This window comes from Mesorhizobium opportunistum WSM2075, from assembly GCF_000176035.2.
GTDB lineage: Bacteria > Pseudomonadota > Alphaproteobacteria > Rhizobiales > Rhizobiaceae > Mesorhizobium > Mesorhizobium opportunistum.
Map to the genome: position 1 here is coordinate 1,553,274 of NC_015675.1, position 22,820 is coordinate 1,576,093.

General features: G+C 64.4%; 22 protein-coding genes. 16 read left to right on the forward strand and 6 right to left on the reverse strand.

Going from position 1 to position 22,820, the window contains the following annotated elements:
- From MESOP_RS07430 to MESOP_RS07445, 4 genes are all read left to right on the forward strand, one after another.
- Entirely contained in the window at positions 1 to 1,029 is a 1,029-nt protein-coding gene (locus MESOP_RS07430) for a thiamine pyrophosphate-dependent dehydrogenase E1 component subunit alpha (RefSeq protein ID WP_013892719.1), read from the forward strand.
- Complete coding sequence (locus tag MESOP_RS07435) at positions 1,029 to 2,027, forward strand: alpha-ketoacid dehydrogenase subunit beta (protein WP_013892720.1); 999 nt, start codon at positions 1,029 to 1,031, stop codon at positions 2,025 to 2,027. The genes MESOP_RS07430 and MESOP_RS07435 overlap by 1 nt, the downstream gene beginning before the upstream one ends.
- A gap of 3 nt (positions 2,028 to 2,030) precedes the next feature.
- The gene (locus tag MESOP_RS07440) at positions 2,031 to 3,434 is read left to right on the forward strand and encodes a pyruvate dehydrogenase complex dihydrolipoamide acetyltransferase (RefSeq protein WP_013892721.1); all 1,404 of its coding nucleotides are present in this window, start codon (positions 2,031 to 2,033) and stop codon (positions 3,432 to 3,434) included.
- 110 nt (positions 3,435 to 3,544) lie between these two features.
- Positions 3,545 to 3,913, forward strand: coding sequence for a hypothetical protein (locus tag MESOP_RS07445; protein ID WP_013892722.1), 369 nt, complete (start codon positions 3,545 to 3,547; stop codon positions 3,911 to 3,913).
- An 18-nt stretch (positions 3,914 to 3,931) separates the two neighbouring features.
- On the opposite strand, the gene MESOP_RS07450 is transcribed toward MESOP_RS07445, so the two are convergent.
- A complete protein-coding gene (locus MESOP_RS07450; protein ID WP_013892723.1) occupies positions 3,932 to 4,903 on the reverse strand; it encodes a sugar-binding transcriptional regulator in 972 nt (323 codons plus the stop codon).
- Between the two features lie 263 nt (positions 4,904 to 5,166).
- Here MESOP_RS07450 and MESOP_RS07455 point away from each other — a divergent pair, with 263 nt between their 5' ends.
- The 6 genes from MESOP_RS07455 (at position 5,167) to MESOP_RS07480 (ending at position 12,282) form a co-directional block, all read left to right on the forward strand.
- Entirely contained in the window at positions 5,167 to 6,153 is a 987-nt protein-coding gene (locus MESOP_RS07455) for an ABC transporter substrate-binding protein (RefSeq protein WP_013892724.1), read from the forward strand.
- A gap of 89 nt (positions 6,154 to 6,242) precedes the next feature.
- The gene (locus MESOP_RS07460) at positions 6,243 to 7,946 is read left to right on the forward strand and encodes an ABC transporter permease (protein WP_013892725.1); all 1,704 of its coding nucleotides are present in this window, start codon (positions 6,243 to 6,245) and stop codon (positions 7,944 to 7,946) included.
- Positions 7,934 to 9,007, forward strand: a complete 1,074-nt coding sequence (locus MESOP_RS07465) for an ABC transporter ATP-binding protein (RefSeq protein WP_013892726.1) — start codon at positions 7,934 to 7,936, stop codon at positions 9,005 to 9,007. Before MESOP_RS07460 ends, MESOP_RS07465 begins: the two co-directional genes overlap by 13 nt.
- Complete coding sequence (locus MESOP_RS07470; RefSeq protein ID WP_013892727.1) at positions 9,007 to 10,182, forward strand: MBL fold metallo-hydrolase; 1,176 nt, start codon at positions 9,007 to 9,009, stop codon at positions 10,180 to 10,182. Before MESOP_RS07465 ends, MESOP_RS07470 begins: the two co-directional genes overlap by 1 nt.
- Positions 10,183 to 10,237: 55 nt before the next feature.
- Positions 10,238 to 10,996, forward strand: a complete 759-nt coding sequence (locus MESOP_RS07475) for a 5'/3'-nucleotidase SurE (protein WP_013892728.1) — start codon at positions 10,238 to 10,240, stop codon at positions 10,994 to 10,996.
- Between the two features lie 152 nt (positions 10,997 to 11,148).
- Positions 11,149 to 12,282: a DUF930 domain-containing protein gene (locus tag MESOP_RS07480; protein ID WP_013892729.1), complete on the forward strand. Its 1,134-nt coding sequence runs from the start codon at positions 11,149 to 11,151 to the stop codon at positions 12,280 to 12,282.
- A 19-nt stretch (positions 12,283 to 12,301) separates the two neighbouring features.
- On the opposite strand, the gene MESOP_RS07485 is transcribed toward MESOP_RS07480, so the two are convergent.
- On the reverse strand, positions 12,302 to 12,976 hold the full coding sequence (locus MESOP_RS07485; RefSeq protein ID WP_041164562.1) for an HAD family hydrolase: 675 nt from the start codon (positions 12,974 to 12,976) through the stop codon (positions 12,302 to 12,304).
- A gap of 80 nt (positions 12,977 to 13,056) precedes the next feature.
- Positions 13,057 to 13,698 (reverse strand): hypothetical protein, encoded by a 642-nt coding sequence (locus MESOP_RS07490; protein ID WP_013892731.1) that lies wholly within the window; start codon positions 13,696 to 13,698, stop codon positions 13,057 to 13,059.
- 192 nt (positions 13,699 to 13,890) lie between these two features.
- Between MESOP_RS07490 and MESOP_RS07495 the strand changes: the two genes are divergently transcribed.
- The 5 genes from MESOP_RS07495 (at position 13,891) to ptsP (ending at position 18,715) form a co-directional block, all read left to right on the forward strand.
- The gene (locus MESOP_RS07495) at positions 13,891 to 14,328 is read left to right on the forward strand and encodes a transcriptional regulator GutM (protein WP_013892732.1); all 438 of its coding nucleotides are present in this window, start codon (positions 13,891 to 13,893) and stop codon (positions 14,326 to 14,328) included.
- Between the two features lie 52 nt (positions 14,329 to 14,380).
- A complete protein-coding gene (gene srlA / locus MESOP_RS07500) occupies positions 14,381 to 15,142 on the forward strand; it encodes a PTS glucitol/sorbitol transporter subunit IIC (protein WP_013892733.1) in 762 nt (253 codons plus the stop codon).
- Between the two features lie 15 nt (positions 15,143 to 15,157).
- The gene (gene srlE, locus MESOP_RS07505) at positions 15,158 to 16,162 is read left to right on the forward strand and encodes a PTS glucitol/sorbitol transporter subunit IIB (protein WP_013892734.1); all 1,005 of its coding nucleotides are present in this window, start codon (positions 15,158 to 15,160) and stop codon (positions 16,160 to 16,162) included.
- Between the two features lie 136 nt (positions 16,163 to 16,298).
- Positions 16,299 to 16,679 carry a PTS glucitol/sorbitol transporter subunit IIA gene (locus MESOP_RS07510; protein ID WP_013892735.1) on the forward strand — a complete coding sequence of 127 codons (381 nt, stop codon included), beginning with the start codon at positions 16,299 to 16,301 and terminating at the stop codon, positions 16,677 to 16,679.
- Between the two features lie 56 nt (positions 16,680 to 16,735).
- Positions 16,736 to 18,715, forward strand: a complete 1,980-nt coding sequence (ptsP, locus tag MESOP_RS07515; RefSeq protein WP_013892736.1) for a phosphoenolpyruvate--protein phosphotransferase — start codon at positions 16,736 to 16,738, stop codon at positions 18,713 to 18,715.
- 9 nt (positions 18,716 to 18,724) lie between these two features.
- Here the strand turns inward: ptsP and MESOP_RS07520 are convergent, their stop codons facing one another.
- A complete protein-coding gene (locus MESOP_RS07520; RefSeq protein WP_013892737.1) occupies positions 18,725 to 19,525 on the reverse strand; it encodes a hypothetical protein in 801 nt (266 codons plus the stop codon).
- Positions 19,526 to 19,681: 156 nt separating this feature from the next.
- On the opposite strand from MESOP_RS07520, the gene MESOP_RS07525 reads away from it, so the two are divergent.
- On the forward strand, positions 19,682 to 20,707 hold the full coding sequence (locus MESOP_RS07525; protein WP_013892738.1) for a sugar-binding transcriptional regulator: 1,026 nt from the start codon (positions 19,682 to 19,684) through the stop codon (positions 20,705 to 20,707).
- On the opposite strand, the gene MESOP_RS07530 is transcribed toward MESOP_RS07525, so the two are convergent.
- Positions 20,694 to 21,545: a TIGR01459 family HAD-type hydrolase gene (locus tag MESOP_RS07530; RefSeq protein WP_013892739.1), complete on the reverse strand. Its 852-nt coding sequence runs from the start codon at positions 21,543 to 21,545 to the stop codon at positions 20,694 to 20,696. The genes MESOP_RS07525 and MESOP_RS07530 overlap by 14 nt on opposite strands.
- Complete coding sequence (locus MESOP_RS07535) at positions 21,542 to 22,816, reverse strand: FGGY-family carbohydrate kinase (RefSeq protein ID WP_013892740.1); 1,275 nt, start codon at positions 22,814 to 22,816, stop codon at positions 21,542 to 21,544. Before MESOP_RS07535 ends, MESOP_RS07530 begins: the two co-directional genes overlap by 4 nt.
- Positions 22,817 to 22,820 lie beyond the last annotated feature (4 nt).

A 22,820-nucleotide genomic window follows, 5' to 3' on the forward strand; every position in this document is an offset into this window, starting at 1 on the left:
ATGGCTGGATTGAGCAAAGTCGTGGCGGACAGCCGCGCCAACCTGCCCTTCGTCTATCGCCAGTACAGCGCCGAGCAGCTCAAGCAGGTGCTCTACAAGATGTACCTCATCCGCCGCTTCGAAGAGGGCGCGGAGGAGTGCTACACGCGCGGCCTCATCCACGGCACCATGCATTTGTCGATCGGCCAGGAGGCCAGCGCCATGGGCATCTGCATGCCGCTTGGCGAGGATGACCAGATCACCTCGACCCATCGCGGCCATGGCCACTGCATCGCCAAGGGCGCCGAGGTCAAGCGCATGTTCGCCGAGTTCTTCGGCAAGACCACCGGCTACTGCAAGGGCCGCGGCGGCTCGATGCACATTGCCGATGTCGGCAAGGGCAATCTCGGCGCCAACGGCATCGTCGGCGGCGGCATTCCGATCGCGGTGGGGGCAGCGCTCTCCTCCAAGAGGATGAAAACCGGCAAGGTTGTCGTGTCCTTCTTCGGCGACGGCGCCAACAATGAAGGCGCCTTCCACGAGGCGCTCAACATGGCGGCGATCTGGAAGCTGCCCGTCATTTTCGTCTGCGAGAACAATGGCTACGGCATGTCGACGTCGACGGCTCGCTCGACCGCGGTCAAGAACATCGCCGACCGCGCCGCCGCTTATTCGATGCCGGGCGTCATCGTCAACGGCAACATCTTCTCCGAGGTGGCCGAGGCGTCCTACAAGGCCATCGAGCGTGCCCGTGCAGGCGAGGGGCCGACGCTGATCGAATCCAAGACGTACCGTCATCGCGGCCATTCCAAGAGCGACCGCAACCGCTATCGCACCAAGGAGGAGATCGAGGACTGGATGTCGAACCGCGACCCGATCACGCTGTTCGAAAACGAGCTGCGCGAATTCGGCTTCATCGACGACAAGGGCATCGAGGCCATCCGCGATGCGGTGGCGCGGGAAATCGCCGACGGCATCGAATTCGCCAAGGCAAGTCCGTCGCCGGACATCAGCGAGACCGGAAATTATGTCTATACGGAGCAGGCGTGATGGACGCGATGGTGCGTGAACTGAGCTACGCCCAGGCGATCCAGGAAGCCATGGCGATCGCCATGGACATGGACGAACGCGTCTTCCTGATGGGCGAAGATATCGGCGTCTATGGCGGCGCCTTTCAGGTGACCGGGGACCTGGTCGAGCGCTATGGCGCGGACCGCGTGATGGACACGCCGATCTCGGAACTGGGCGGCGCCGGCGTCGCGGTCGGTGCGGCCCTCACCGGCATGCGGCCGATATTCGAATTCCAGTTTTCCGATTTCGCGACGCTCGCCATGGAGCAGATCGTCAACCAGGCGGCCAAGATGCGCTTCATGCTGGGCGGCGAGGTTTCGGTTCCCGTGGTGATGCGCTTTCCCGCCGGCTCCGGCACCGGCGCGGCCGCGCAGCACAGCCAGAGCCTCGAAGCCTGGCTCGGACATGTGCCCGGCCTCAAGGTCATCCAGCCGGCAACGCCCTACGATGCCAAGGGCATGCTATTGGCGGCGGTCGCCGATCCCGATCCGGTGATGATCTTCGAGCACAAGCTGCTCTACAAGATGAAGGGGCCGGTGCCCGAAGGTTATTACACGGTGCCGATCGGCAAGGCCGATATCCGCCGCGAGGGCCGCGACCTCACCATCGTCGCCACCTCGATCATGGTGCAGAAGGCGCTCGACGCCGCCGCCATCCTGGAAGCCGAAGGCATCGATGTCGAGGTCGTCGACCTCAGGACCATCCGGCCGATGGACAAGCAGACCGTCATCGACAGCGTCAAGAAGACCTCGCGGCTGATGTGCGTCTACGAGGCGGTCAAGACGCTGGGCATCGGCGCCGAGGTCAGCGCCATGATCGCCGAGAGCGAAGCGTTCGACTATCTCGACGCGCCGATCGTGCGGCTGGGCGGCGCGGAGACGCCGATCCCCTACAATCCGGAGCTGGAAAAGGCCACCGTGCCGCAGGTTCCCGACATCATCACCGCCGCGCGCGACCTCGCGAAAGGGGTTCGCTGAGAGATGCCGACCGAAGTCATTCTTCCCAAGGTCGACATGGACATGGCGACCGGACAGATTTCGCGCTGGTTCGCCGAGGAAGGCGCGCACGTCAAGAAGGGCGACGTGCTGTTCGAGATCGAGACCGACAAGGCGGCGATGGAGATCGACGCCCCGGCCAGCGGCGTCCTGCGCGATGTCACTGGCAAGGAAGGTGTCGATATCGCGGTGGGTGCGGCTGTTGCCTGGATCTATGCTGATGGGGAGGCGTATGGGGACAAGGCGCCAATCTCCCCCCTCGAGGGGGAGATGTCGGCGAAGCCGACAGAGGGGGTCGTCTCAGGAGGCACCGCTCCTGCGTTGAGCCCGGTCGAACCGACCCCACCCGACCGGCCTGCGGCCGGCCACCCTCCCCTCGAGGGGGAGGGGAAAACCCGCGCCACGCCTTTGGCTCGGCGCTTGGCTCGGGAAGCAGGCATTGCACTTTCCAATATCGCAGGCACGGGCCCATATGGCCGTGTTGTAAAAGCCGACATAGACGCCGCGCTCTCCTCCCCCCTCGAGGGGGAGATGTCGGCGAAGCCGACAGAGGGGGTCGTCTCAAGAGGCACCGCTCCTGCGTTGAGCCCGGTCGAACCGACCCCACCCGACCGGCCTTCGGCCGGCCACCCTCCCCTCAAGGGGGAGGGTCACGTGCTGCGTTTGTTCGAACCCGGCTCCTACGAACTCGTCCCGCACGACAACATGCGCAAGACGATCGCGCGGCGCCTGGTCGAGGCCAAGACCACCATCCCGCATTTCTACCTGACGCTCGACTGCGAGCTCGATGCACTCTTGGCATTGCGTACGCAGATCAATGCCGCGGCTCCGGTGAAGAAGACCGAAAAAGGCGAGGCGCCGGCCTACAAGCTGTCGGTCAACGACATGGTCATCAAGGCGATGGCGCTAGCGCTGAAGGCGGTGCCGGATGCCAACGCCTCATGGACCGAAAGCGCCATGGTCAAGCACAAGCATGCCGATGTCGGCGTTGCCGTGTCGATCCCCGGTGGCCTGATCACGCCGATCATTCGGCATGCGGACGAAAAGACGCTGTCCGTGATCTCGAACGAGATGAAGGACCTGGCAAGCCGCGCCCGCAGCCGCAAGCTGAAGCCGGAAGAGTACCAGGGCGGCACGACGGCGGTGTCGAACCTCGGCATGTTCGGCATCAAGGACTTTGCCGCCGTCATCAACCCGCCGCATGCGACGATCCTGGCGGTTGGTGCCGGCGAGGAGCGGGCGGTGGTCAAGAACGGCGAGATCAAAATCGCCACCGTGATGTCGGTGACGCTGTCGACCGATCATCGCGCCGTCGATGGAGCGCTGGGCGCCGAACTGCTGGTCGCCTTCAAGCGGCTGATCGAAAATCCGATGGGCATGCTGGTCTAGGCCTCTTGCCAGCCGGTGTCGGATGGTGCGCCGGCTTACGGCGGAAATGACTTGTCAGGCGCCGACCCTTGACCCATCTTCTCTGTGGACCGCGATCCAGGGAGGCCAGCATGCCCGCATTCGACCCATCTGATGTCAAAACCCTGTTTGGCAAGGTCATGGGCGCCTCGCCATCCGACATCAAGCTGGTGGCGCAGCGCCTGCACGACCATGCTTTCGAACCGCGCATGTCGGCGGAGGAGACGAAGCAGCTTGTCGCAAGCCTCGGCTACGACAGCCTGGATGCATTCTGCGCCGATATCGGCCTGCCCATGCATATCGCCGAGCGGTGGAGCCGTTTTGGCGTTTCCGGTGAGATGAAGCAGGTGTTCACGCTGCTGGCTGCCCAGCGCAAGCGGGTGGCCGAGGCGATCGCCGAGTTCGAATCCATGACCCATGTCGGCGTCGAGGATTTTTTGCGCGAACGCGGACTTATCTAGCTCGAACAGGAATCACTCCTAGCCGCTTTTGGCCAGCAGCGCGGTCGCCGTGTCGCTGTCGGTGATCAGCACATTGGTGCTGACGGCCTTCAGCGCAGCGAGGATCGCGGCAACCTTGCGTTTTCCGCCGGCGGCCAGCACGACATTCGGCACCTGGCCGACCATTTCGAGATCGATGGCCATGACGCGCCGATTGACCTCGTGGTCGACCAGCCGGCCCGCGGCATCGACGAAGTAGCACAGCATGTTGGCGACCGCGCCTTTCGCCTTCAGCGATACGATCAGCGACGACGGCACGATGCCGTGCCGGAAGATGGTGGCGTCCGGCGACATGTCGCCGACCGTGAGCAACGCGATGTCGGCGGCGGCCGCGCGCTGCCGCACATCCTGCAGGGTTGGTTGCGCCCACAGGAGATCGCGAAGCGAGGGATCGTCGACCGTCACCGGCGCAGTGATCTGATAGCTGTCGACCTCGAAGACATCGGCGACCTTGGCGGCGACGATCGACGGGTTGATCCATTGCGAATGCGGCAGGCTGCCGACCAGCGCCACCACCGAGGCGCGCTTCAACTGCCGGCGGGCGAGAAAGCCCAGGCTGGCATGCAGCGTCGCGCCGCCGCCGATGGCGAGCGTCATGCCGTCCTGCATCTGCTCGCCGAGAAAGGCGGCGACGGCGTGGCCGATCGCCTTCTCCAGATGGTCCTGGGCCGAGGGTGTCGGAATGACGACCGCGGCGTTGAGGCCCCAGCGTTTCTCAAGCGCTCGTTCGAGCGCCACCTGCTCGGCGGTCGGCGCGTTGATCATGGTGACGACGATGCCTTCGGCTGTGCAGGCGGCCAGCGTGCGCATGACCTTCACCCGGGAGACATCGAGCTTTTCGGCGATCTGCTCCTGCGTGAAGCCTTCGACATAGTAGAGCCAGGCCGTCTTCACGTTGAGATCCGACGACACCATCGGCAGGCGGGCCGGTCTGGGTTTTTGCGTGGGCATGTCTTCTGGTCCCTCATCAGCCGTGGCCGGGCCGCGTTGTCCTCATCGGAGAAACGCCGGCCGGATGTCAACCGGATGCCGGGTTGCGGCATGCCGATAGTTGCACATCTCTGTTCATTTGTAATTGACATTGTACATATGAACATATTTTGTGGGTTTCACGCGCTGTGTCATCCACCAGTCATATGCGCCGTGCAGGGAGGAAGAGACGGGGAGCCGGCCAGGGGCCGGACCGGTCATGCACAGACAAGACAGGAGGTCTCATGAAGACGCACTTCATCAAGCTGCTGGCCAGCCAGCTGGCGCTCGCGGCAACTTTGTTTGCCGGCGTGGCAAACGCCGAAACACTGACGCTCTACACATCGCAGCCGGAGGCCGACGCGGCCAAGACCGTGGACGCCTTCAAGAAGGCGCAGCCCGGCATCGACGTGACCATCTATCGCTCCGGAACCAGCGACATCCTGACCAAGATGGCGGCCGAGTTCGCCGCCGGCAGCCCGCAGCCCGACGTGCTTTTGATCGCCGACGCGGTCTCGATGGAGCTTTTGAAGAAGGACGGCCGGCTGATGGCCTATCCCGAGGCCAAGCTCGATGGCATCGAGGCCGACACCTATGATCCCGACAAGACCTATTTCGGCAGCAAGCTGATCACCACCGGCATCGTCTACAACACCGCTGCCGCCGAAAAGCCAGAGCATTGGGCCGATCTCGCCAAGCCCGCCTATGCCGATGGTCTGGTCATGCCGAGCCCGCTCTACTCGGGTGCCGCCGCCTACCTGCTCTCGGGCTTCGTCGGTGACGCCAACTATGGCTGGGATTTCTTTCAGAAGCTGAAGACCAACAACACCGTCAGCGTGCGCGGCAATGGCGCGGTGCTGAAGTCGGTGGCATCGGGCGAGAAGCCCTATGGCATCCTGGTCGACTTCATGGCGATGAATGCCAAGAAGAAAGGCTCGCCGGTCGAGTTCGTGTTCCCCAGCGAGGGCGTGCCTGCAGTGACCGAACCGGTCGCCATCATGAAGACCGCCAAGAATGTGGACGGCGCCAAGAAGTTCGTCGACTTCATTCTTTCCGATGATGGCCAGAAGCTGGCGCTGTCCATGGGCTACCTGCCGGCGCGCGCCTCGGTCGGCCGTCCCGACTGGCTGCCGGAAGGCGTCAAGGTCAAGGTGATGGCGTTCGACACCAAGGCGATCGTCGCCAAGACCGACGCCGACAAGGCAAAGTTCTCCGAACTGTTCGGCGGCTGAGCCGGCAATCGCTTCGGGATGCCGTCTCAGCGGCATCCCGAAGCGCTACGAACAAAGCCGATCGCGGATCGATCCCAGGAAAATCAATCATGTCCACACGGATAAGGGAAAGTCGGGGCCAGGAAATGGCCCTGACGGCGGCGGTGGCCGTCGTCATCGTACTGCTTTCCCTGTTGCCGATGCTGCGGCTCGTCAAGGAGATCGTGGCGCCCGGCGGCACGATGTCGACCGTGGCCATCGAGGCCGGGCTGAGAAGCCCGGCGACCTGGATCGCCACCTGGCATACGCTGGTCGTCGGCATAGGCGGCACCCTGCTTGCGGTGCTGTCGGGAACGCTGGTGGCAGTTCTCGTCTCGCTGACGGACATTCGCGGCCGAAGCGCCCTGGTGCTTTGCTACGTCATGCCGCTGATGATCGCCCCGCAGGTGACGGCTCTGGCCTGGCTGCAATTGTTCGGCCCGGCCAGTCCGTTTCTCAAGCTATTCGGCGCGGCACCGCCGCTCGGCACGAAAAATCCACTCTATTCGACATCGGGCATCATTCTGCTGCTCGGCGTGCAGTATGGTCCGCTGGTCTTCCTGCTGGTGCGTGCCGGCCTGCGCAAGCTGCCGCGCGAACTGGTCGAGGCGGCGCGCGCCGGCGGCGCCGGCTGGTTCACCGTGCTGGTCACCATCGTGCTGCCCCTGATGACGCCGTCGATCATGGCCGCGGCGGCACTGGCCTTCGTGTCCTGCGTCGGCAATTTCGGCATCCCGGCCTTCCTCGGCATTCCCGCCAACTATCTCGTGCTGCCGACGCTCATCTACCAGAAGCTGGCCGGCGGCGGCCCCGCCGTGCTTGGCGAAACGGCCTTTCTTTCGGTGCTGATCGGCGTCATCGCCATGGCGGGCATTCTCGCCCAGGAGCTCATGAGCCGCCGCCGCGACTACCGCATCAGCTCCACCTCGCTGTCGGCCGAACCCTACGAGCTTGGCTGCTGGCGCCCCGCCGTCCAGGCCGGCATGTGGCTGCTGATCGTGCTGGTGCTATTCCTGCCGCTGTTCGGGCTGATGCTGACCTCGCTGGTGCCCGGCTACGGCATTGCGCTCACCGCCAAGACGGCGACGCTCGACAATTATCGCTTCGTGCTATTCGAGCACGATGCGGCGAGCCGCGCCTTCTTCAACAGTTTCTGGCTGTCGATCGCGACGGCCTTCTTCGCGGTGCTCGTCGCCGTGCCGATCGGCTATCTGATCGCTTGGGGCAAGCAGCGCTGGGTGCGGCTGCTCAATCTGTCGGTGGAACTGCCTTATGCCTTGCCCGGCGTGGTGCTGGCGATCGCCTCGCTGCTGCTCTTCCTGCGACCGATCCCGCTGACCGGCATCCAGCTCTACAACACGGTCTGGATCATCCTCTACGCTTACCTTGCCCGCTTCCTGGTGCTGGCTCTGCGGCCGACCATCAGCGGCTATCACCAGATCGACCGGGCGCTGGAGGAAGCGGCGCAAGTGGCGGGCGCCGGGCTGTTCACGCGCATGCGCACCATCATCTTTCCGCTGGTGGCACCAGCGGCGATCGCCGGCGGACTGCTGATCTTCATGACGGCGCTCAGCGAACTCACCGTCTCGGCGCTGCTGTGGTCGTCCGGGTCGGAGACGATCGGCGTGGTGATGTTTTCCTTCGAGCAGGGCGGCGATTCCAACTACGCGGCGGCGATGTCCGTCATCACGGTCGCGGTCACCTTCGTGCTGATGCTGGTGACCAATCTGCTTGCCCCTCATCTTCCGAGTGGAGTTCTGCCATGGCGCGACTGACCCTGGACCATGTAACCAAGAGCTTCGCCGATTTCGACGCCCTGAAGGACGTATCGATCGACGTCGCCGACGGCGAGTTCCTGGCGGTGCTCGGGCCGTCCGGCTGCGGCAAGACCACGCTGCTGCGGCTCGTCGCCGGATTCGAGAAAGTGACGTCAGGCGAGATCCGTATCGGCAGCCAGATCGTGTCGGCCAAGGGCGGCAGCGTCGCGCCGGAAAAGCGGCGCGTCGGCATCGTCTTCCAGAACTACGCGCTGTGGCCGCATATGACGGTCGCCGAAAACATCGGCTATTCGCTGAAAGTGGCGAAGCTCGACAAAGCGGCGGCGCGCCGGAAGGTCGAGGACGCACTCACCCTGGTCAACCTGCAGGGCTTGGGCGAGCGCAGGCCCGCCAATCTCTCCGGCGGCCAGCGTCAGCGCGTTGCCTTGGCGCGTTGTCTGGTCGCCGCGCCGTCACTGGTGCTGTTCGACGAACCGCTCGCCAATCTGGACGTGCATTTGAGAGCCTCGATGGAAGACGAGTTCGCCGCCTTCCACAAGCGCACGGGCACGACCATCGTGTACATCACCCACGACCAGGCCGAGGCGATGGCGCTGGCCGACCGCATCGCGGTGATGGATCATGGGCGCCTTGCGCAGCTGGCGACGCCGCGCGAGCTCTATCATGAGCCGGCAAATGAGATGGTGGCCTCCTTCATTTCGCATGGAATTTTGCTTCCTGCCGATGTGCTGAGCGCCGAAGATGCCGGTCACTGCAAGGTCAGGGTTCTCGGAGCCGAGTTGGTCGTTCGCTGCCGGGCCGGTGAGCAGCCACGCGCCGGCGCAAAGATATGCTGCCGCTCGGCCGATCTCGACGTTTCGCCTGACGGACCCGGCTTTGACGGCCTCGTCAAGCGGGTGATCTACCAGGGTGGTGCCGCGCGCATCGAATTCACGCCTTCCGCCGGTCCCGATCTCACCTTGCATTTCGAACAGCCCGATCCGGTGATCCTGGAGAGCGGAGCCCAGGCACGGCTGCGCATAAAGTCCGGTTGGCTGATCCCGGGGGCAGCATCGTGATGATGCTGGACTTGTTTGGCGGCTTTGGCGAAAAGGGCCGCACCAGCCTCGCCGTCAGCAGCGGCAGTGATCGCATTCTGCTCGATATCGGCATCAAGGTTGGTGCCTCGGGGGCGGAATACTATCCGGCGCTCGACGGGTCGGTCGCCGACATCGACGCGGTCTTCGTCTCGCATGCGCATGAGGATCATGTCGGGGCGCTGAGCTGGCTGCTGTCGCGCGGCTATGCCGGCCCGATCTTCATGACGGCCGAAACCCGCGAAGAGGCGCCGGCGACACTTGCCGCCTATGCCGACCCCGCGGACTTCAAGCGTTTTCCAATTCCAGACGATCGTATCGAAATCTTCGAACCCGGCGATACGCTGAAAAGCGGCAATCTGACGATCAGGACGGGACGGTCGGGGCATGTCGTAGGCGGCGTCTGGTTCGCCGTCGATGACGGGAAAAGCCGTGTCGCCTATTCGGCCGATGTCGTGCCGGACAGCAACGTCTTCGTCATGGATACGATCCCCCATTGCGATCTCCTGGTCTTCGATGCCTCCTACGGCGCCGACCCTGTGCCGGGAGCGGCGCGGGCGCGCGAAATCTCGCAGTGGGTGGCAAGGCATTCAGATGGGTGCCTGCTGCCGACGCCGCTGTCGGGACGATCGCTGGAGCTGATCGCGGCCTTGCCGGGGCCGTTTGCCATCCACGCCGGCATGCGCACGTCGCTGGAAGCGCAGATCGGCGCCACGACGGCCTTGCTGCCCGGCGTTTGCGAACTGCTGCGTGCCCGCTTGGCAAGCGCCGCCGACTGGGCCGATGACGACACATTGCCGGCCTTGCCGCTGCTCGCGGATGACGGCATGGGTGCGGCCGGTCCGTCGTCGCGCCTTCTGCCGCGCGCCGACCAAGCCGGGTTGCCGGTGCTGCTCACCGGACACCTGCCCGCCGGTTCACCGGGCGATCTCCTGCACAAGGCCGGCCGTGCCGACTGGGTGCGGATGCCCACCCATCCGACGCTGTCGGGCAATGTCGGTATCTGGGAGAAGGCGGGACGGCCCGACGCGCTCGGTCATTCCTGCACGACCGATCTTCTGAATGACCTGAAAACCCACATCCCGTCGCTGCGCACGCAATGCCGTACCGGCCAGCGCATCGCGGTGCCGGCTCTAAGTCAAGGAGATCGAGCATGATGTCGTCCGAAAAGCCGCTTCACACTTTTCGGCACCATGCTCTGGGGAGTAAACAATGAGAATCCTGATCTGCAATGATGACGGCATCGAAGCGCCGGGACTTGCCCGTCTCGTCAACGCGGTCACCGGTCTGAGCGATGATGTCTGGGTGGTGGCGCCCGATGGCAAGCGCACCGCCGCCGGGTCGTCGCTGACGATCGCGAGACCTTTGACGATGCGGCGCGTCAAGCCGAACTGGTACTCCTGCTCCGGCACCCCGGCCGATTGCGTGGTGAGTGCGATGACATGGCTGTTTGCCGATGAGAAGAAGCCGGACCTCGTGCTGTCGGGCGTCAATGACGGCCGCAACGTCGCCGAAGACCTCGCCTATTCAGGCACGCTCGGCATTGCGCGGGAAGCGACCTTCTGGGGCGTCCCGGCGATCGGCTTTTCGCGTGTGAAGAATCCTGATTTTACCGATGGCGACGACCACTGGCTCGGCACGTTGATTGCTTCATTGTGGCAATCGCGCGGGGATTGGACGAGCGAGGGACATTGGCTCAGCGTCAACCTGCCGACTTCGCTGCCGGCCGAAATCCGGCAGCCGCGCATCGGCCGTGACAAGATTGGCCGCACCGCCGAAATTCTGGAAAGCGATGCCGATCGCACCGTCATTACCGTGCCGCGCGGTCGTGCCCATGCAAGCGAGCCGGGCGACGAGAACGCGGCGATCGATGCCGGCTTTGTCAGCATCAACCGGCTGAACTGGTTTGGCGAAACGCGGCTGGACGAACGGTTTCTCGACGGGATCCCGAGCCAGCGGCAAGCTGGCTGATCCGAGGTCTGGATCGTCGAGCCGCTTGAACCGTGCCAGCACTTTAGTCTCTCCGGCCCGCGACCGTGGATCACCAACCTGTCAGCGGCTAAATCGCGTCAATCCAATGCTTATGCTTGAAGCCGCCGTTATTTCATTCCACATCGGGCGCAATGAACGGCAAGATACGAGAATGGGTTCGCAGTTGGCGATGGGCCTTGGTCGCATCGCTGATCCTGCATGCCTTGATCGCAGGGTTCTTGTTCTTTGGCCTGCCGAGATCCGAGCAGCAGCCGGATCAGCAGGAACAGCCCGTCAATGTCGCGATCGTGCCGCCGCCCGAGACGCCTAAGCCGAAACCTGCGCCAAAGCCACCGGAGCCGAAACCTGAGAAGAAGGCTGAAAAGCCGCCTGAACAAAAGCCGCCTCCGGAACCGCCGAAACCACCAAACGACGAGGTTCTGAAGCGCGTTTTCCAATACGGCCAGAAAGATACCGGGCCGGAGAAATCACTCGACGGTAGCAGCGCCAAGCCCAACACGCCGTCGCCGGCCAAGGATGAGGCGGCGAAGCCGCCTGTAGCACCCGCGCCGACCCAGCCCGTCCCGGCTGCAACGCCACAGCAGAAGGCGGAGCCCAGCAAGCCTGACGAGAAGCCGGCGACCGTTGCGCCGGTTGAAAGGCCCGCGCAAAGCGAGGAGAAGCAGGCGGCCGAGGATACTGACAAACAGCCGCCGGAGGTCGCACCGCAACCCGCCGAAAAGCAAGCGGTCGTGACGCCAAAGCCATTGGAGGCTGAGACCGGTGGTAAGCCGGCGCCTCCAGCCTCGGCCGAAAAGGCAAAGCCCAAACCTTCAAAGCCTATGAAGTTCAAATCCGCAAGAGCCTTGAAGGCCCCAGGCGGGAATGCAGGGAAGCCAGGTTCGACGAACAACGAGGTTGCGGGATCGCCGGTCTATTCCGGCCTTCCGGGCGTTAGAAAGCTTTACTCGCAGGGGGCAACCGGCAATGCGTTCGCCACAAGCTCCATGGAGAACGTGCCGCGCGATCAGCGCATTGCCAACCTTTGCGCCAACGTACTGAACCAGGAATTGCAGCAGGCCGACTATTCTCCCAAATGGCTGCCAACCATTCCGCTTAAGGCAGGCAACGTTCTCAGCCGACCGGAGGCCGCCTTCAGCACGATGACCACTTGGTACCAGCTGAGCTTCCGGTGCGAGGTCGACACCGAGGCGACGAGGGTCTTGTCGTTCAACTTCCGTGTCGGCCCTGTGATCCCACGCAGCCAATGGCCGCGGCCTCTTTAGAATTGCTCTAATCGCTAAATTAGGCGGGCACGCCGAGTCCAGACAATTGCCGGCTAACTTCTTGCCAGTCGGCGCAGACGAAATCGGCGCCGGCCGCCATCAGCCGCGCGCCATGCTCGGCATAGGTATGGCCGCCGCCGGTGTAGCCGATCGCCGTCATGCCGGCGGCGACCGCGCCCTGGATGCCGAAGGGCGAATCCTCAATGACGATACAGTCCGCCGGATTGGCGCCCATCCTGGCGGCGGCGAACAGGAAGATGTCCGGCGCGGGCTTGCCGTTCTTGACCATCGAGGAACTGTAGATCGCGTCGCCGAAAAACCCTGCCAGACCAGTGACGGCAAGGCTGTGGTTGATGCGCTCGACCGACGATGACGAGGCAACGCAGCGGTCGCCCTCGAGCGTTTCCAAGAACGCGGCAATTCCTAGTGTCGGCTTCAATTCCTCGGAGAACAGGATCTTGGTCTCGGCCCAGATGTCGCTGGCCGCCGAAGCGGGAAACTGGTGGCCGGTTAACTCTTTGATTCGGATGATGATGTCGGACTGCTTCATGCCGACGCACTGGGCGATGATGCCGCCATGGACGCCCGGCATGCCGTGCTTTTCATAGACGCGCTCATAGGCCCTGGCGGCCAGCGGCTCACTGTCGACGAGGACGCCGTCGCAATCGAAAATGATGGGCCTTGGTCGCGCCACGCGCTTCTCTCCGGACTCGATTTCGCACATCGCTATCGGCAAAAAGTCAAATGTTCAATAGCGCGATGTTTGTGGTGGGGTCAAAGCTGGCGCAGCGCGTCGCTGGCGCGGGCGGATCCGAGCGCCCGTTGCATGGCTTGCCGGGACTGCGCGCGGTCCGGCGTGATCCAGTTCGGTTCCGCACCCAGGAAGCGGTCGAGGAAAGCCACCGCATAGGCCGGCATCTCGGTGACGTTCTCGCGATAGGACCACCAGGTACGCAGATCGTCGGCACATTTGTCGATGCTGGGTGCCGTGCCGAATTCCTGCTCGTAGATCGCCGAAATGACCGAGACGCAGTAGTTGGTGTAGAGGAACCCTTCCGGCCAGAAGCGGATGATTTCCAGCGTGCCGGCGTTCTGGTCCGTCTCGATGAGCTGCTCGAGGCCCGAGATTTCCCTGGCCGGTGCCTGCTTGATCAATTCGCGCAGCACGAGGCCGGCGGCAAAGACGATGAAGTCGGCGCGGTCGACCGCGGCGAAGCGCTTCTGCTCTTCCATGATCTCGACCCAGTCGAGAAAAGCCCGGGTCAGCTTCGCCTCGTCGATCTCGAAACGCACGCCGAACGTGTCCGAGACCACCTTGGCGCTGCCGCGGAAGGTGGCGCGGAACCAGCGCAGCTGCCGCAACCGGTGGCGCAGGTCGGGCATGAGGGCCAGTTCGTCCCTGAAGGGCAGTTCCATTTCACGCATCCCGTTTCGTCACAGGCTAGCACAGCCATGCCGCCGCCGAAATCGGCCGACGGCCCTGTGGATGACCGTGACCAGGGTCAATATCATACATATTGACATTCGCGGAAACAAATGTTCTCACTTTGCTGTTGTCGCGCGCCGGTCCAAGGTGCGCTTCAACTGAGGCTTCGGGAGGAGAACCGAATGGCGATTTGGCAGTGGGGACTGCTTCTGCTGGTTATTGTGTGGGCGCTGCAGTCGCTCGGCGTCTGGCTGCAGATGCGGCACTATTCGGATGTCTTCCGCGGTGTCACCGACCAGTACAAGGATGGCTTTGTCGGAGCCGGCAATTTTCGCGGCCGGCTGGCCAAGGGCACCATCGCGCTGGTCGTGGTGACGCCTGACCTGGTCGTGCGCCGCGTGATGGTGATGAGCGGCCGTTCCGTCTTCACCAAATTCAAGAGATTTCAGGAATTCGAGGGCGTTGCCCTCGATCGACTCCGGTCCAACCCTGCAATCATGGGGGAGGGGGAACCCGGTGTGGCCGAGGCCGTGAAGCGCGCGATCGAGCAGATCGACAAAGCACGGTCGGAGCCGGGGAAGAAGCCGGGCCTATCCGGTTTGAACGTAGCAAGGGCCTAAAGCACGCCGCGCACCGACTGGGATAAACCGGCGGGCGGCATAAGGAGGAGAAATGTCTGTATTTTCGTTGTTGGCGCAGCATGCCGACATGGCCGTGCACAATCTGCATGTCGCAGGTGCCATGGTCTCGGATGCTGCTTTGCATGGCAAGCTCGCCGTCGAGCATGCCTCCGACCATCTCGTTGTCCTCGCACAGGCGGACAGCGGACCGATCACCGTCGATCAGTTCAAGGAAAAGCTGAAAGAGGTCCAGCAGGAAGAGCAGCTCGGCTGGCTGACCGCCATCGGCAAATACTTCATCGGCATCTTCCAGAAGGGCGGCGAAGTGTTCGCCGGCTTCGTCACCGGCATCATTCCGACGCTGGTGGTGCTGATGACCGCCTTCTACGCCGTCACCGAGCTGGTCGGCGAAGAACGCGTGCACGGCCTGGCGCGCGGCGCCGGCCGTATCGCGCTGACGCGCTACACGCTGCTGCCGCTGCTGGCGGTGTTCTTCCTCACCAATCCGATGGCCTATACGTTCGGATCGTTCCTGGAAGAAAAGCACAAGCCGGCCTTCTATGACGCGGCCGTGTCCTACGTGCATCCGCCGCTTGGCCTGTTCCCGCACATCAATCCCGGCGAATATTTCGTCTGGGGCGGCATTCTCGTCGCGCTTCTGGAGCTGGAAAAGAAGGGTGCGGTCGTTGCCGGTTACCACGTCAAGGTGGCGATCTGGTACGCCATCGTCGGCCTCGTCGTCATCCTGCTCAAGGGCATGCTGACCGAGCGCATCACCGCCATCATGGCACGCCGCCAGGGCGTCGAGCTGTAAGGGCGGGAGGACATCATGGCCAAGACATACAAAGCCGTACGCATCTCCAGGGGCAACACAGGCTGGGGCGGCCCGCTCGTCATCGAGCCGACAGCGCAGCGCGACAAGGTCGTCTCCGTCACCGGCGGCGGCATTCATCCCGTGGCCCAACTTATCGCCGACATGACCGGCGCCACGGCTGTCGACGGCTTCAAGGCGCCGCCTGTCGAAGGCGAGATGGCGGTCGTCGTCGTCGATTGCGGCGGTACCGCCCGCTGCGGCGTCTACCCGCGCAAGCGCATCCCGACCGTCAACCTGACGCCGGTCGGCCAGGCTGGGCCGCTCGCCCAGTTCATCACGGAAGACATCTACGTTTCGGGCGTGAAGCCGGCCAACGTCACAATGGCGGACGGATCCGAAACGGTCACCACTGCGGGGGGAGCAGCATCGATGGGTTCAAGCAATAGCAATGCAGCCGCGGCACCACAGCCGCTGCCGAGCGAAGGCGGGCTTATCGGCCTGATCAGCTCGATCGGCCGCGTCATGGGTCGTGTGGTCGGCATCTTCTTCAATTCCGGCCGCCGCACCATCGACCAGGTCGTGCGCAACGTGCTGCCGTTCATGGCCTTCGTGACCATGCTCATCGGCCTGATCCTGTACACCGGCATCGGCGACGTGCTGGCCCAGCCGATGGGACCGCTGGCCAACAACATCGTCGGCCTGCTGATCATCTCGGCGATCTGCGGCCTGCCGTTCCTGTCGCCCATCCTCGGGCCAGGCGCGGTCATCGCGCAGGTCATCGGCGTCGCCATCATCGGTCCGCAGATCGCCAACGGCACGATTTCGCCGGCGATGGCCCTGCCGGCGCTGTTTGCCTACAACACCCAGGTCGGCTGCGACTTCGTTCCGGTCGGCCTGGCGCTGGGCGAAGCCAAGCCGAAGACGATCGAAATCGGTGTGCCGGCGGTGCTCATCAGCCGCCAGATCATGGGTCCGGTCTCGGTGCTGATCGCCTGGGTCGTCAGCCTGATCGTGTTCTAAGAAGCAATTCCAGGAAAAGTGTTCCACGGTTTTCCGTCCGGAATTGCTTCAAAACAAAAGAGATAGAGTGGCTCGCCGTTTCCATAAAACGATGAGCCACTCTATCTCAGGAGAGTTGGAAAATGAGGTTCGCCATATGACGGTTCTGTTGAGAACACGGGTCACAGCCATCGGACCCGAAGTGGCGGACCTTGCCGAAGGGGGCGTGGTCATCCTGTTCGCGGATGGCTCGCCGCCGGAGCTCGCCGAGGTTTCCGTGCTCCACAAGATGGAGCACGGACCCAGCGACGGCGCGCCCCAGAAGGGCGCGTCGATCACCCTTGGCGATGTTTCCGCGACCATAACCGCGGTCGGCTCCAGCGCATGGAGCAAGGTCCTCGAGATGGGCCACGTCGTCATCTCCTTCAGCGGCGCCAGCGAGGCCGAGAGGCCGGGCGAGATCTGTGCTTCGCAGGTCGATACACAAGCGCTCGTGGCCGCCCTGAAGACAGACGCGATCATCACCATCGCCGCCTGAAAGCATCGCGCCGCGACCCATCTGGTTTTGGCGCTCAAAAAAGCAGAGTATTTGCCATGGAACGCTCGACCATCGTCAGAGTGCATGAAGGTCTGCACGCCCGTCCCGCCACGCGGTTCGTCAAGCTCGCCAAGGGCTTCGAATCCGATGTCGAGCTGGTCAAAGACGGCAAGGCGGTCAGCGCCAAGAGTTCCGTCAAGCTGATGCTGCTGGCGGTCAAGGAAAACCAGGAAGTCACGGTGCGGGCGAACGGCGCCGACGCCATCGAGGCCATCGAGGCGCTGATCGGCTATCTGGAAAACCCCAAGGCCGGTCTCGACGATGAAGAACCGCAGACCCCAGCGAATGATGCCTGGCGCGAAGGCGAGCCAGTGCCAGCGCCTCATTCCGCGCCGGCGGTATCAAGCGAAGCCAGGGGTCTGCGCGGTGTCGCCGCAAGCGAAGGCGTCGCCATCGGTCCGGCCTTCGCACATTTCCCGCCTGACATTGCCGGGCAGGGCCGCCTGTTGCAGGCCGATGAGATCGCCGGCGAGATCGACAGGTTTCGCGCCGCCATTGCCGCGGTCCAGGCGCGCATGGACCGGGCGTTGGCGCAGGACAGCCTGTCGGCCGGAGATCGCGGCATCGTCGCCGCACTCAGGGATATCGCCGCCGACGACAGCCTGACCGGCGAGGCCGAAAAAGCCATCAGGGGCGGCAATGATGCTGTTTCGGCCGTCATCACCGCCGCCTCTACCATCGCCGCCGATTTCAGCGCCGTCGACGACCATTATCTCAATGCGCGGGCCGACGATGTCCATGCCGTCGGGCGGCAGATCTGCCTGGTGCTGCTGGGCCAAGACGACGTCAGCCTGGAAAATATTCCCGAAGGCGCCATTCTCATCGCCGACGACATCGGCGCCTGGGATCTGGCGCGCGCGCCGCTGAAACGCATCGGCGGGGTGGTTTGCGGCCATGGCGGCGCCACCTCCCACATCGCCATCATCGCCCGCTCGCATGGCATTCCGGCGGTGCTGGGCCTCGGCAACCAGATCAATGCCCTGCGTGCCGCCCAAGAGGTGGCGCTCGATGGCAATAGCGGCCAGGTGATCGTCGACCCCGATGCGGCGGTGCGCGCCAATTTCGCCGGCCGCGTCGAAGCGGCGGCAAAGGAGCGTGCCGGGCTTAGCGTCTTCAAGACGGTGACGCCGAAGCGCGCCGACGGCAAGGTTATCGAGGTCGCCGCCAATATCGGCTCGCTGGAAGAGATCGAGGCGGCGCAGGAAGCCGGCGCGATGGGTGTCGGCCTGTTCCGAACCGAGCTTCTGTTCATGCGCCATATGCATCTTCCCTCGGAGGACATGCAGGCCGAGACCTATGCGGCGCTGGCCAAGGCCTTCGCACCCTACCCGGTCATCGTGCGCACGCTCGACATCGGCGGCGACAAGCCGATTGCCGGCATCGAATTCCCCGACGAGGAGAATCCTTTCCTCGGCTGGCGCGGCATCCGCATGTGCCTCGACCGGCCCGATATCTTCAAGCGCCAGCTCAGGGCGCTGCTCCGGGCAGCCGTGCACGGCAACATCAAGGTGATGCTGCCGATGGTGTCCGATATTTCCGAAGTCACGCGCACCCGCGCACTGGTCGATGAATGCGCCGCCGAGCTGAAGGCCGAAGGCGTACCTTACGCAACGTTCGACCTCGGCGTGATGATCGAGACCCCGGCCGCCGTGCTGATCGCGCCGGCGCTGGCAAAAGAAGTGGCCTTCTTCTCGATCGGCACCAACGACCTGACCCAGTACATCATGGCCGCCGACAGGCTGAACCCTACGGTGGCCAAGCTCAACGACGTCACCAATCCGGCCGTCATGTCGGCGATCGAGCTGACGGCCAAGGCCGGCGTCGCCGCCGGCATCATGGTCGGCATGTGCGGTGAGGCTGCCGGGCGGCCGGATCTCATTCCCACCTTCGTCGAGATGGGACTGACCGAACTTTCGATGAGCCCGGCCTCGATCCAGCGCGCCAAGAAGACCATCACGGCCATGGCCGGGGACTAAATCCCTGAGCTACGGCAAATGCGCAAGCAAGGTGGCAAAGACAGGGGTCAGTTCGGCGATCGGGCTCGCCCTGCCGCAGGCCTGAACGATGCGGTCGTGACGTATATCGGCCGCCAGGATCGCGATCTCCAGCATGTCGGGCTCCGGCGCGCCGTCGCGGCCGGTCGTCGCCAGGCCGCAAGCCAAGACGACCGGTGCCAGACAGCTTATGTCGAGTGCCCGGTCACCCGCCGCCGTCGTTTCCGGGGCGGCTTCGCCAAAACGGACCGGGCGCTGGGCGAGGCACTCGACCAGCAGCGCCGAACAGGTGGCCGCGATCGCCTGCAGGCCGGCACCGGGCGCGGTCAGCGCAGCCAGCAGATCGCCATGCCGCTTGCGCATCGTGGCATGAACGGCGGCGAAATCGGCTTCATGGATACGGGCATTGTCGATCTTCAGCCCGGCAAGCACCGCCTTGGTCAGATAGTACATGTCGCGCCGGAACAGGCGCTCCGCGCTCAACTGCCGGTCCTCGTTTCCGGCCGGGAAATAGGTGCCGAGGCCCTTTACGGTCGTTCCGTCGACCTTGATCGGTCGCTCGTGCGGGACAAAGGATTCGGCGATCGACAGGGCTTCGTCGACGGCACTCGCGGCGTGGCTGAGCAGGCCTTCGATGCCTTTGCCCGGAAACGGCGGCAGATGGCTGGTGGCTTCGCGCAGCAGGCTGGCGTCGCCGGTGCCGTCATGGCGGCTCTGGCGGATGATGTCGCGGACTTCCCGCAACCGGTCCTTCAGGTTGACGCGGACATCTTCGGAGATTTGTCGGAGCATCGCGGGTCGCCTCGAAAGTGCCGTGGAGGGCCGTCAGCAGCAGCCAGCCACCAACACTACATTGTTCCTATCGATTGGCAGATCAATAGGCGATACTAAAACGGCATGCAGAATCGGCAATGGGGTGCTGGTCCATCGCTGCGGGGGAGGAATGATTTGGGCAGGCGACGACAAACCGGAGAGGGGCGGGCCGACGAGGGGCGGATAGGAGCCGGAGCGACCGAGCAGGTCGCCAGCGAGAGCCGGACGGATCGCCTCAGGATCCGCGCCGCCTGGATGTATTTCGTCGAGCAGATGACGCAGAACGAGATCGCCGACGTGCTCGGCGTCGGCCGCGTCACCATCGTGCGCATGCTGGCGGAGGCCCGCGCGCGCAACGAGGTGAAGATCACCATCGAGAGCGAGCTCCTGGAGATCGTGCGGCTGGAGCGTGCGCTCGAAAGGACCTTCGGCCTGCAGCAGGCGCTCGTGGCGCCGCTGACGGCGGCCAATGCCGATCCGATCCCGGCAATCGCCGCCAAGACCGGCATGTTCCTGTCCGATGCGATGAAATCGGGCATGCGGGTCGGTGTCGGCTGGGGTGTAACGCTGTTCCACACTTTGCCGTTCATCAGCGCCAAGTCGCTGACCGATTTCAGCGTGATATCGCTGCTTGGCGGTGTTGGCGTCGCGCGCCGGGTCAACCCGGCCGAGTTCGCCTGGCGCTTCGCCCAGATCTTCCAGGGTGACGGCTATCTGATGCCGACACCGGCCGTCGTCGACAGCGTCGAGACCAAGATCGCGCTGGTCGAGCGCTGCGGCCTGCAGGAGATTTTCGAAATGGCCGACGCGCTCGATGCCGTCCTGCTGAGCGTTGGCGGCATCGCTTCGGCCACCACCTTCTCGCGCGGCGGCTTTCTCAAGGAAGCGGACCGGGAGGCCCTGCTTGCGCGTGGCGCGGTCGGCGACCTTCTATTCCATTTCTATGACCGCAACGGCGACCTGGTCGACCATCCCGTCAATAGCCATGTGATGTCGGTGGATGTCGATCGCCTGCGCAAGGCGCCGATCCGCATCCTCACTTCCGGCGGCGAGGAGAAGACAGCGGCGCTGCTCGGCGCCATGAACCTGATCGCGCCGACGATCCTGATCACCGACGAGGAAAGCGCAAGGCGCATGCTCGATGCGGTCAGCGGAAGCTGAAGGAAGCCGTGATGTAGTCCGGCCAGGCCTGCTGCTCGTCGAAAACGGCGGCAAGATCCGATGTGTCGGCCAGGATTCCGCTCAGCACCAGCGCCGTGGCGACGCCGGCGCCATTTCCGCCCGCTATGTCGTGCTCGACGCTGTCGCCGACGCAAACCACGCTGTCACGGTTCGGCGCGCCGGCCAGCGCCAGCGCGGCGTCGAAAATCGCCGGATAGGGCTTGCCGATGCGGGTGACGCTGCCGCCAAGGCTTTCATAGAGATCGGCGAGTTCCCCGGCGCCGAAGCGGGGTCCGACCGCTGTCAGCATGATCCTGTCGGGATTGGTGCAGAAGCATGGCACCTGCCGTGCCGCTGCCGCGGCCAGCAGCCTGCGGTAATGGTCGAGGTCGTAACGGTCGCCCTCGCTGGCCGAGATCAGCACCAGTTCGGCGTCTTCGCCGGCCTCGGTCAGCACAAAGGGCAGGCCGTCGATCGCCGTGCGGTCGTTGTCGCGGCTGATCAGCAGGCATTTTGTCCCGGGCCGCAGCCTTCCCGATGCCGCCATGTCATTGAAGGAGCGCCATGCCACCTCGCCGGAGGACACAAAATGGTCCCAGCTTCCGGCGACGAAGCCGAGCTTGAGCAGGCGCTCCTCGTTGGGCCTGGCACGCTTGCCGGAATTGGAAATCAGCACCACTGTCTTGCCGGCGTGCTTCAGCGCCGACAATGCCGCCACCGCGCCGGGATAAGGGGCCTGGCCGTCATGCAGCACGCCGAACTGGTCGAGCAGGAAAACCTGATAACGCTCAGCCAGCGGCGCGATGCCGTCGAGACGTTCGATCCTTTTCGCGCTCATGCCAGCCCTGCCTTGGCCGCGCCCTTCAGCGCCAGCCTGGCGGTGCCGGCTGCAGCCTCGTCGGAGAGCGTGGGCAGGAAATCGACGCCGAGCTTGCGCTGCCGGATCGCCGTCCATGCCGGATTCGCCGCGCCGCCGCCGACGCTCCTGACCGATGTCAGCGCAGGTGCGCCAAGCTCCGCCAGTCTGCCGTAGCCGAGCGCCTCGATCGCGGCCATGCCCTCCAACATCGCCTTGAGATAGTCGGCGTCGTCTGCCGGCCTAGGGGTGAGGCGCGGCGGCAATGCTGGATCGGCGATCGGGAACCGTTCGCCCGCTGTGCTCAGCGGATAGTAATCGAGGCCAGTCTCGGTCGTAGGGTCGATCGCCGCGCTGAGTTCGATGATCCGCGCGAGCGGAAAATGCTGGGCCAGTACCTTGCCGCCGGAATTCGAGGCGCCGCCCGCCAGCCAGGTGTCGCCGAGGCGATGGCTGTAGATGCCGAAGCGCGGCGCCGAGATCGGCCGGTCGGACAGGATCTTGATGGTCAGCGAGGATCCCAGTGCGGTGACGCCGTCGCCGATGGCCGTGGCGCCGGTCGCCAGGAACGAGGCGCAGCCGTCGGTGGTGCCGGCAACCACGGCCACGTCGCGCGGCAGGCCGAACAGATCCGCCATGGCTGGGGTGAGGGTGCCGGTGATATCGCCGGGCTCGACCACGCGCGGCAGCAAGTCCATGTGCATGCCGGTGGCCGCGATCCAGTCCGGCCAGCGCCGGGCCTCGACGTCATAGCCCGTCTTCAGCGCGTTGTTCTCGTCGCTGACATCGAAGCGGCCGGACAGGTTTGCGGCAATCCAGTCGGCCTGGTGCTGCACCGCCGCGATGCCGGGCAGATGCTGGAACAGCAAAGCCTTGGCGAGGCCCGACGTCGCCCCGTGGGCGGCGCTAGCCTCCGGTGCCTCGCGCGCGATCGCGGCCAGGATACCGTCGTCGGCGACCTTGTCGTTGTACATCAGCGGTTCCGCCAGCGGCCGCCCGGCGACGTCGACCGGCAGCAGCGTGCCCGACGTGCCGTCGATGGCGATGGCGCGAACCGTGGCGCGGTCGATGCCTGAAAGCAGCTCCGTCAGCGCCGCCTGGACCGCTTGCCACCATGCCGAGGGCGCGCGTGGATCCTGGCTGAACGTGTCGAGGCGGACAGCGGACTGGCCGGCAATGGAAAAGTCCGGACGCATGGCGACGGCGCGCGCGCCCGACGTGCCGATGTCGATGCCGATGACAAGAGGCATCATGTCA

Excerpts from the sequence above, each read along its gene's own strand:
- MESOP_RS07430 (WP_013892719.1), top strand. The coding sequence starts at position 1 with ATGGCTGGATTGAGCAAAGTCGTGGCGGACAGCCGCGCCAACCTGCCC.
- MESOP_RS07435 (WP_013892720.1), top strand. The coding sequence starts at position 1,029 with ATGGACGCGATGGTGCGTGAACTGAGCTACGCCCAGGCGATCCAGGAA.
- MESOP_RS07440 (WP_013892721.1), top strand. The coding sequence starts at position 2,031 with ATGCCGACCGAAGTCATTCTTCCCAAGGTCGACATGGACATGGCGACC.
- MESOP_RS07445 (WP_013892722.1), top strand. The coding sequence starts at position 3,545 with ATGCCCGCATTCGACCCATCTGATGTCAAAACCCTGTTTGGCAAGGTC.
- MESOP_RS07450 (WP_013892723.1), bottom strand. The coding sequence starts at position 4,903 with ATGCCCACGCAAAAACCCAGACCGGCCCGCCTGCCGATGGTGTCGTCG.
- MESOP_RS07455 (WP_013892724.1), top strand. The coding sequence starts at position 5,167 with ATGAAGACGCACTTCATCAAGCTGCTGGCCAGCCAGCTGGCGCTCGCG.
- MESOP_RS07460 (WP_013892725.1), top strand. The coding sequence starts at position 6,243 with ATGTCCACACGGATAAGGGAAAGTCGGGGCCAGGAAATGGCCCTGACG.
- MESOP_RS07465 (WP_013892726.1), top strand. The coding sequence starts at position 7,934 with ATGGCGCGACTGACCCTGGACCATGTAACCAAGAGCTTCGCCGATTTC.
- MESOP_RS07470 (WP_013892727.1), top strand. The coding sequence starts at position 9,007 with ATGATGCTGGACTTGTTTGGCGGCTTTGGCGAAAAGGGCCGCACCAGC.
- MESOP_RS07475 (WP_013892728.1), top strand. The coding sequence starts at position 10,238 with ATGAGAATCCTGATCTGCAATGATGACGGCATCGAAGCGCCGGGACTT.
- MESOP_RS07480 (WP_013892729.1), top strand. The coding sequence starts at position 11,149 with ATGAACGGCAAGATACGAGAATGGGTTCGCAGTTGGCGATGGGCCTTG.
- MESOP_RS07490 (WP_013892731.1), bottom strand. The coding sequence starts at position 13,698 with ATGGAACTGCCCTTCAGGGACGAACTGGCCCTCATGCCCGACCTGCGC.
- MESOP_RS07495 (WP_013892732.1), top strand. The coding sequence starts at position 13,891 with ATGGCGATTTGGCAGTGGGGACTGCTTCTGCTGGTTATTGTGTGGGCG.
- srlA (WP_013892733.1), top strand. The coding sequence starts at position 14,381 with ATGTCTGTATTTTCGTTGTTGGCGCAGCATGCCGACATGGCCGTGCAC.
- srlE (WP_013892734.1), top strand. The coding sequence starts at position 15,158 with ATGGCCAAGACATACAAAGCCGTACGCATCTCCAGGGGCAACACAGGC.
- MESOP_RS07510 (WP_013892735.1), top strand. The coding sequence starts at position 16,299 with ATGACGGTTCTGTTGAGAACACGGGTCACAGCCATCGGACCCGAAGTG.
- ptsP (WP_013892736.1), top strand. The coding sequence starts at position 16,736 with ATGGAACGCTCGACCATCGTCAGAGTGCATGAAGGTCTGCACGCCCGT.
- MESOP_RS07520 (WP_013892737.1), bottom strand. The coding sequence starts at position 19,525 with ATGCTCCGACAAATCTCCGAAGATGTCCGCGTCAACCTGAAGGACCGG.
- MESOP_RS07530 (WP_013892739.1), bottom strand. The coding sequence starts at position 21,545 with ATGAGCGCGAAAAGGATCGAACGTCTCGACGGCATCGCGCCGCTGGCT.
- MESOP_RS07535 (WP_013892740.1), bottom strand. The coding sequence starts at position 22,816 with ATGATGCCTCTTGTCATCGGCATCGACATCGGCACGTCGGGCGCGCGC.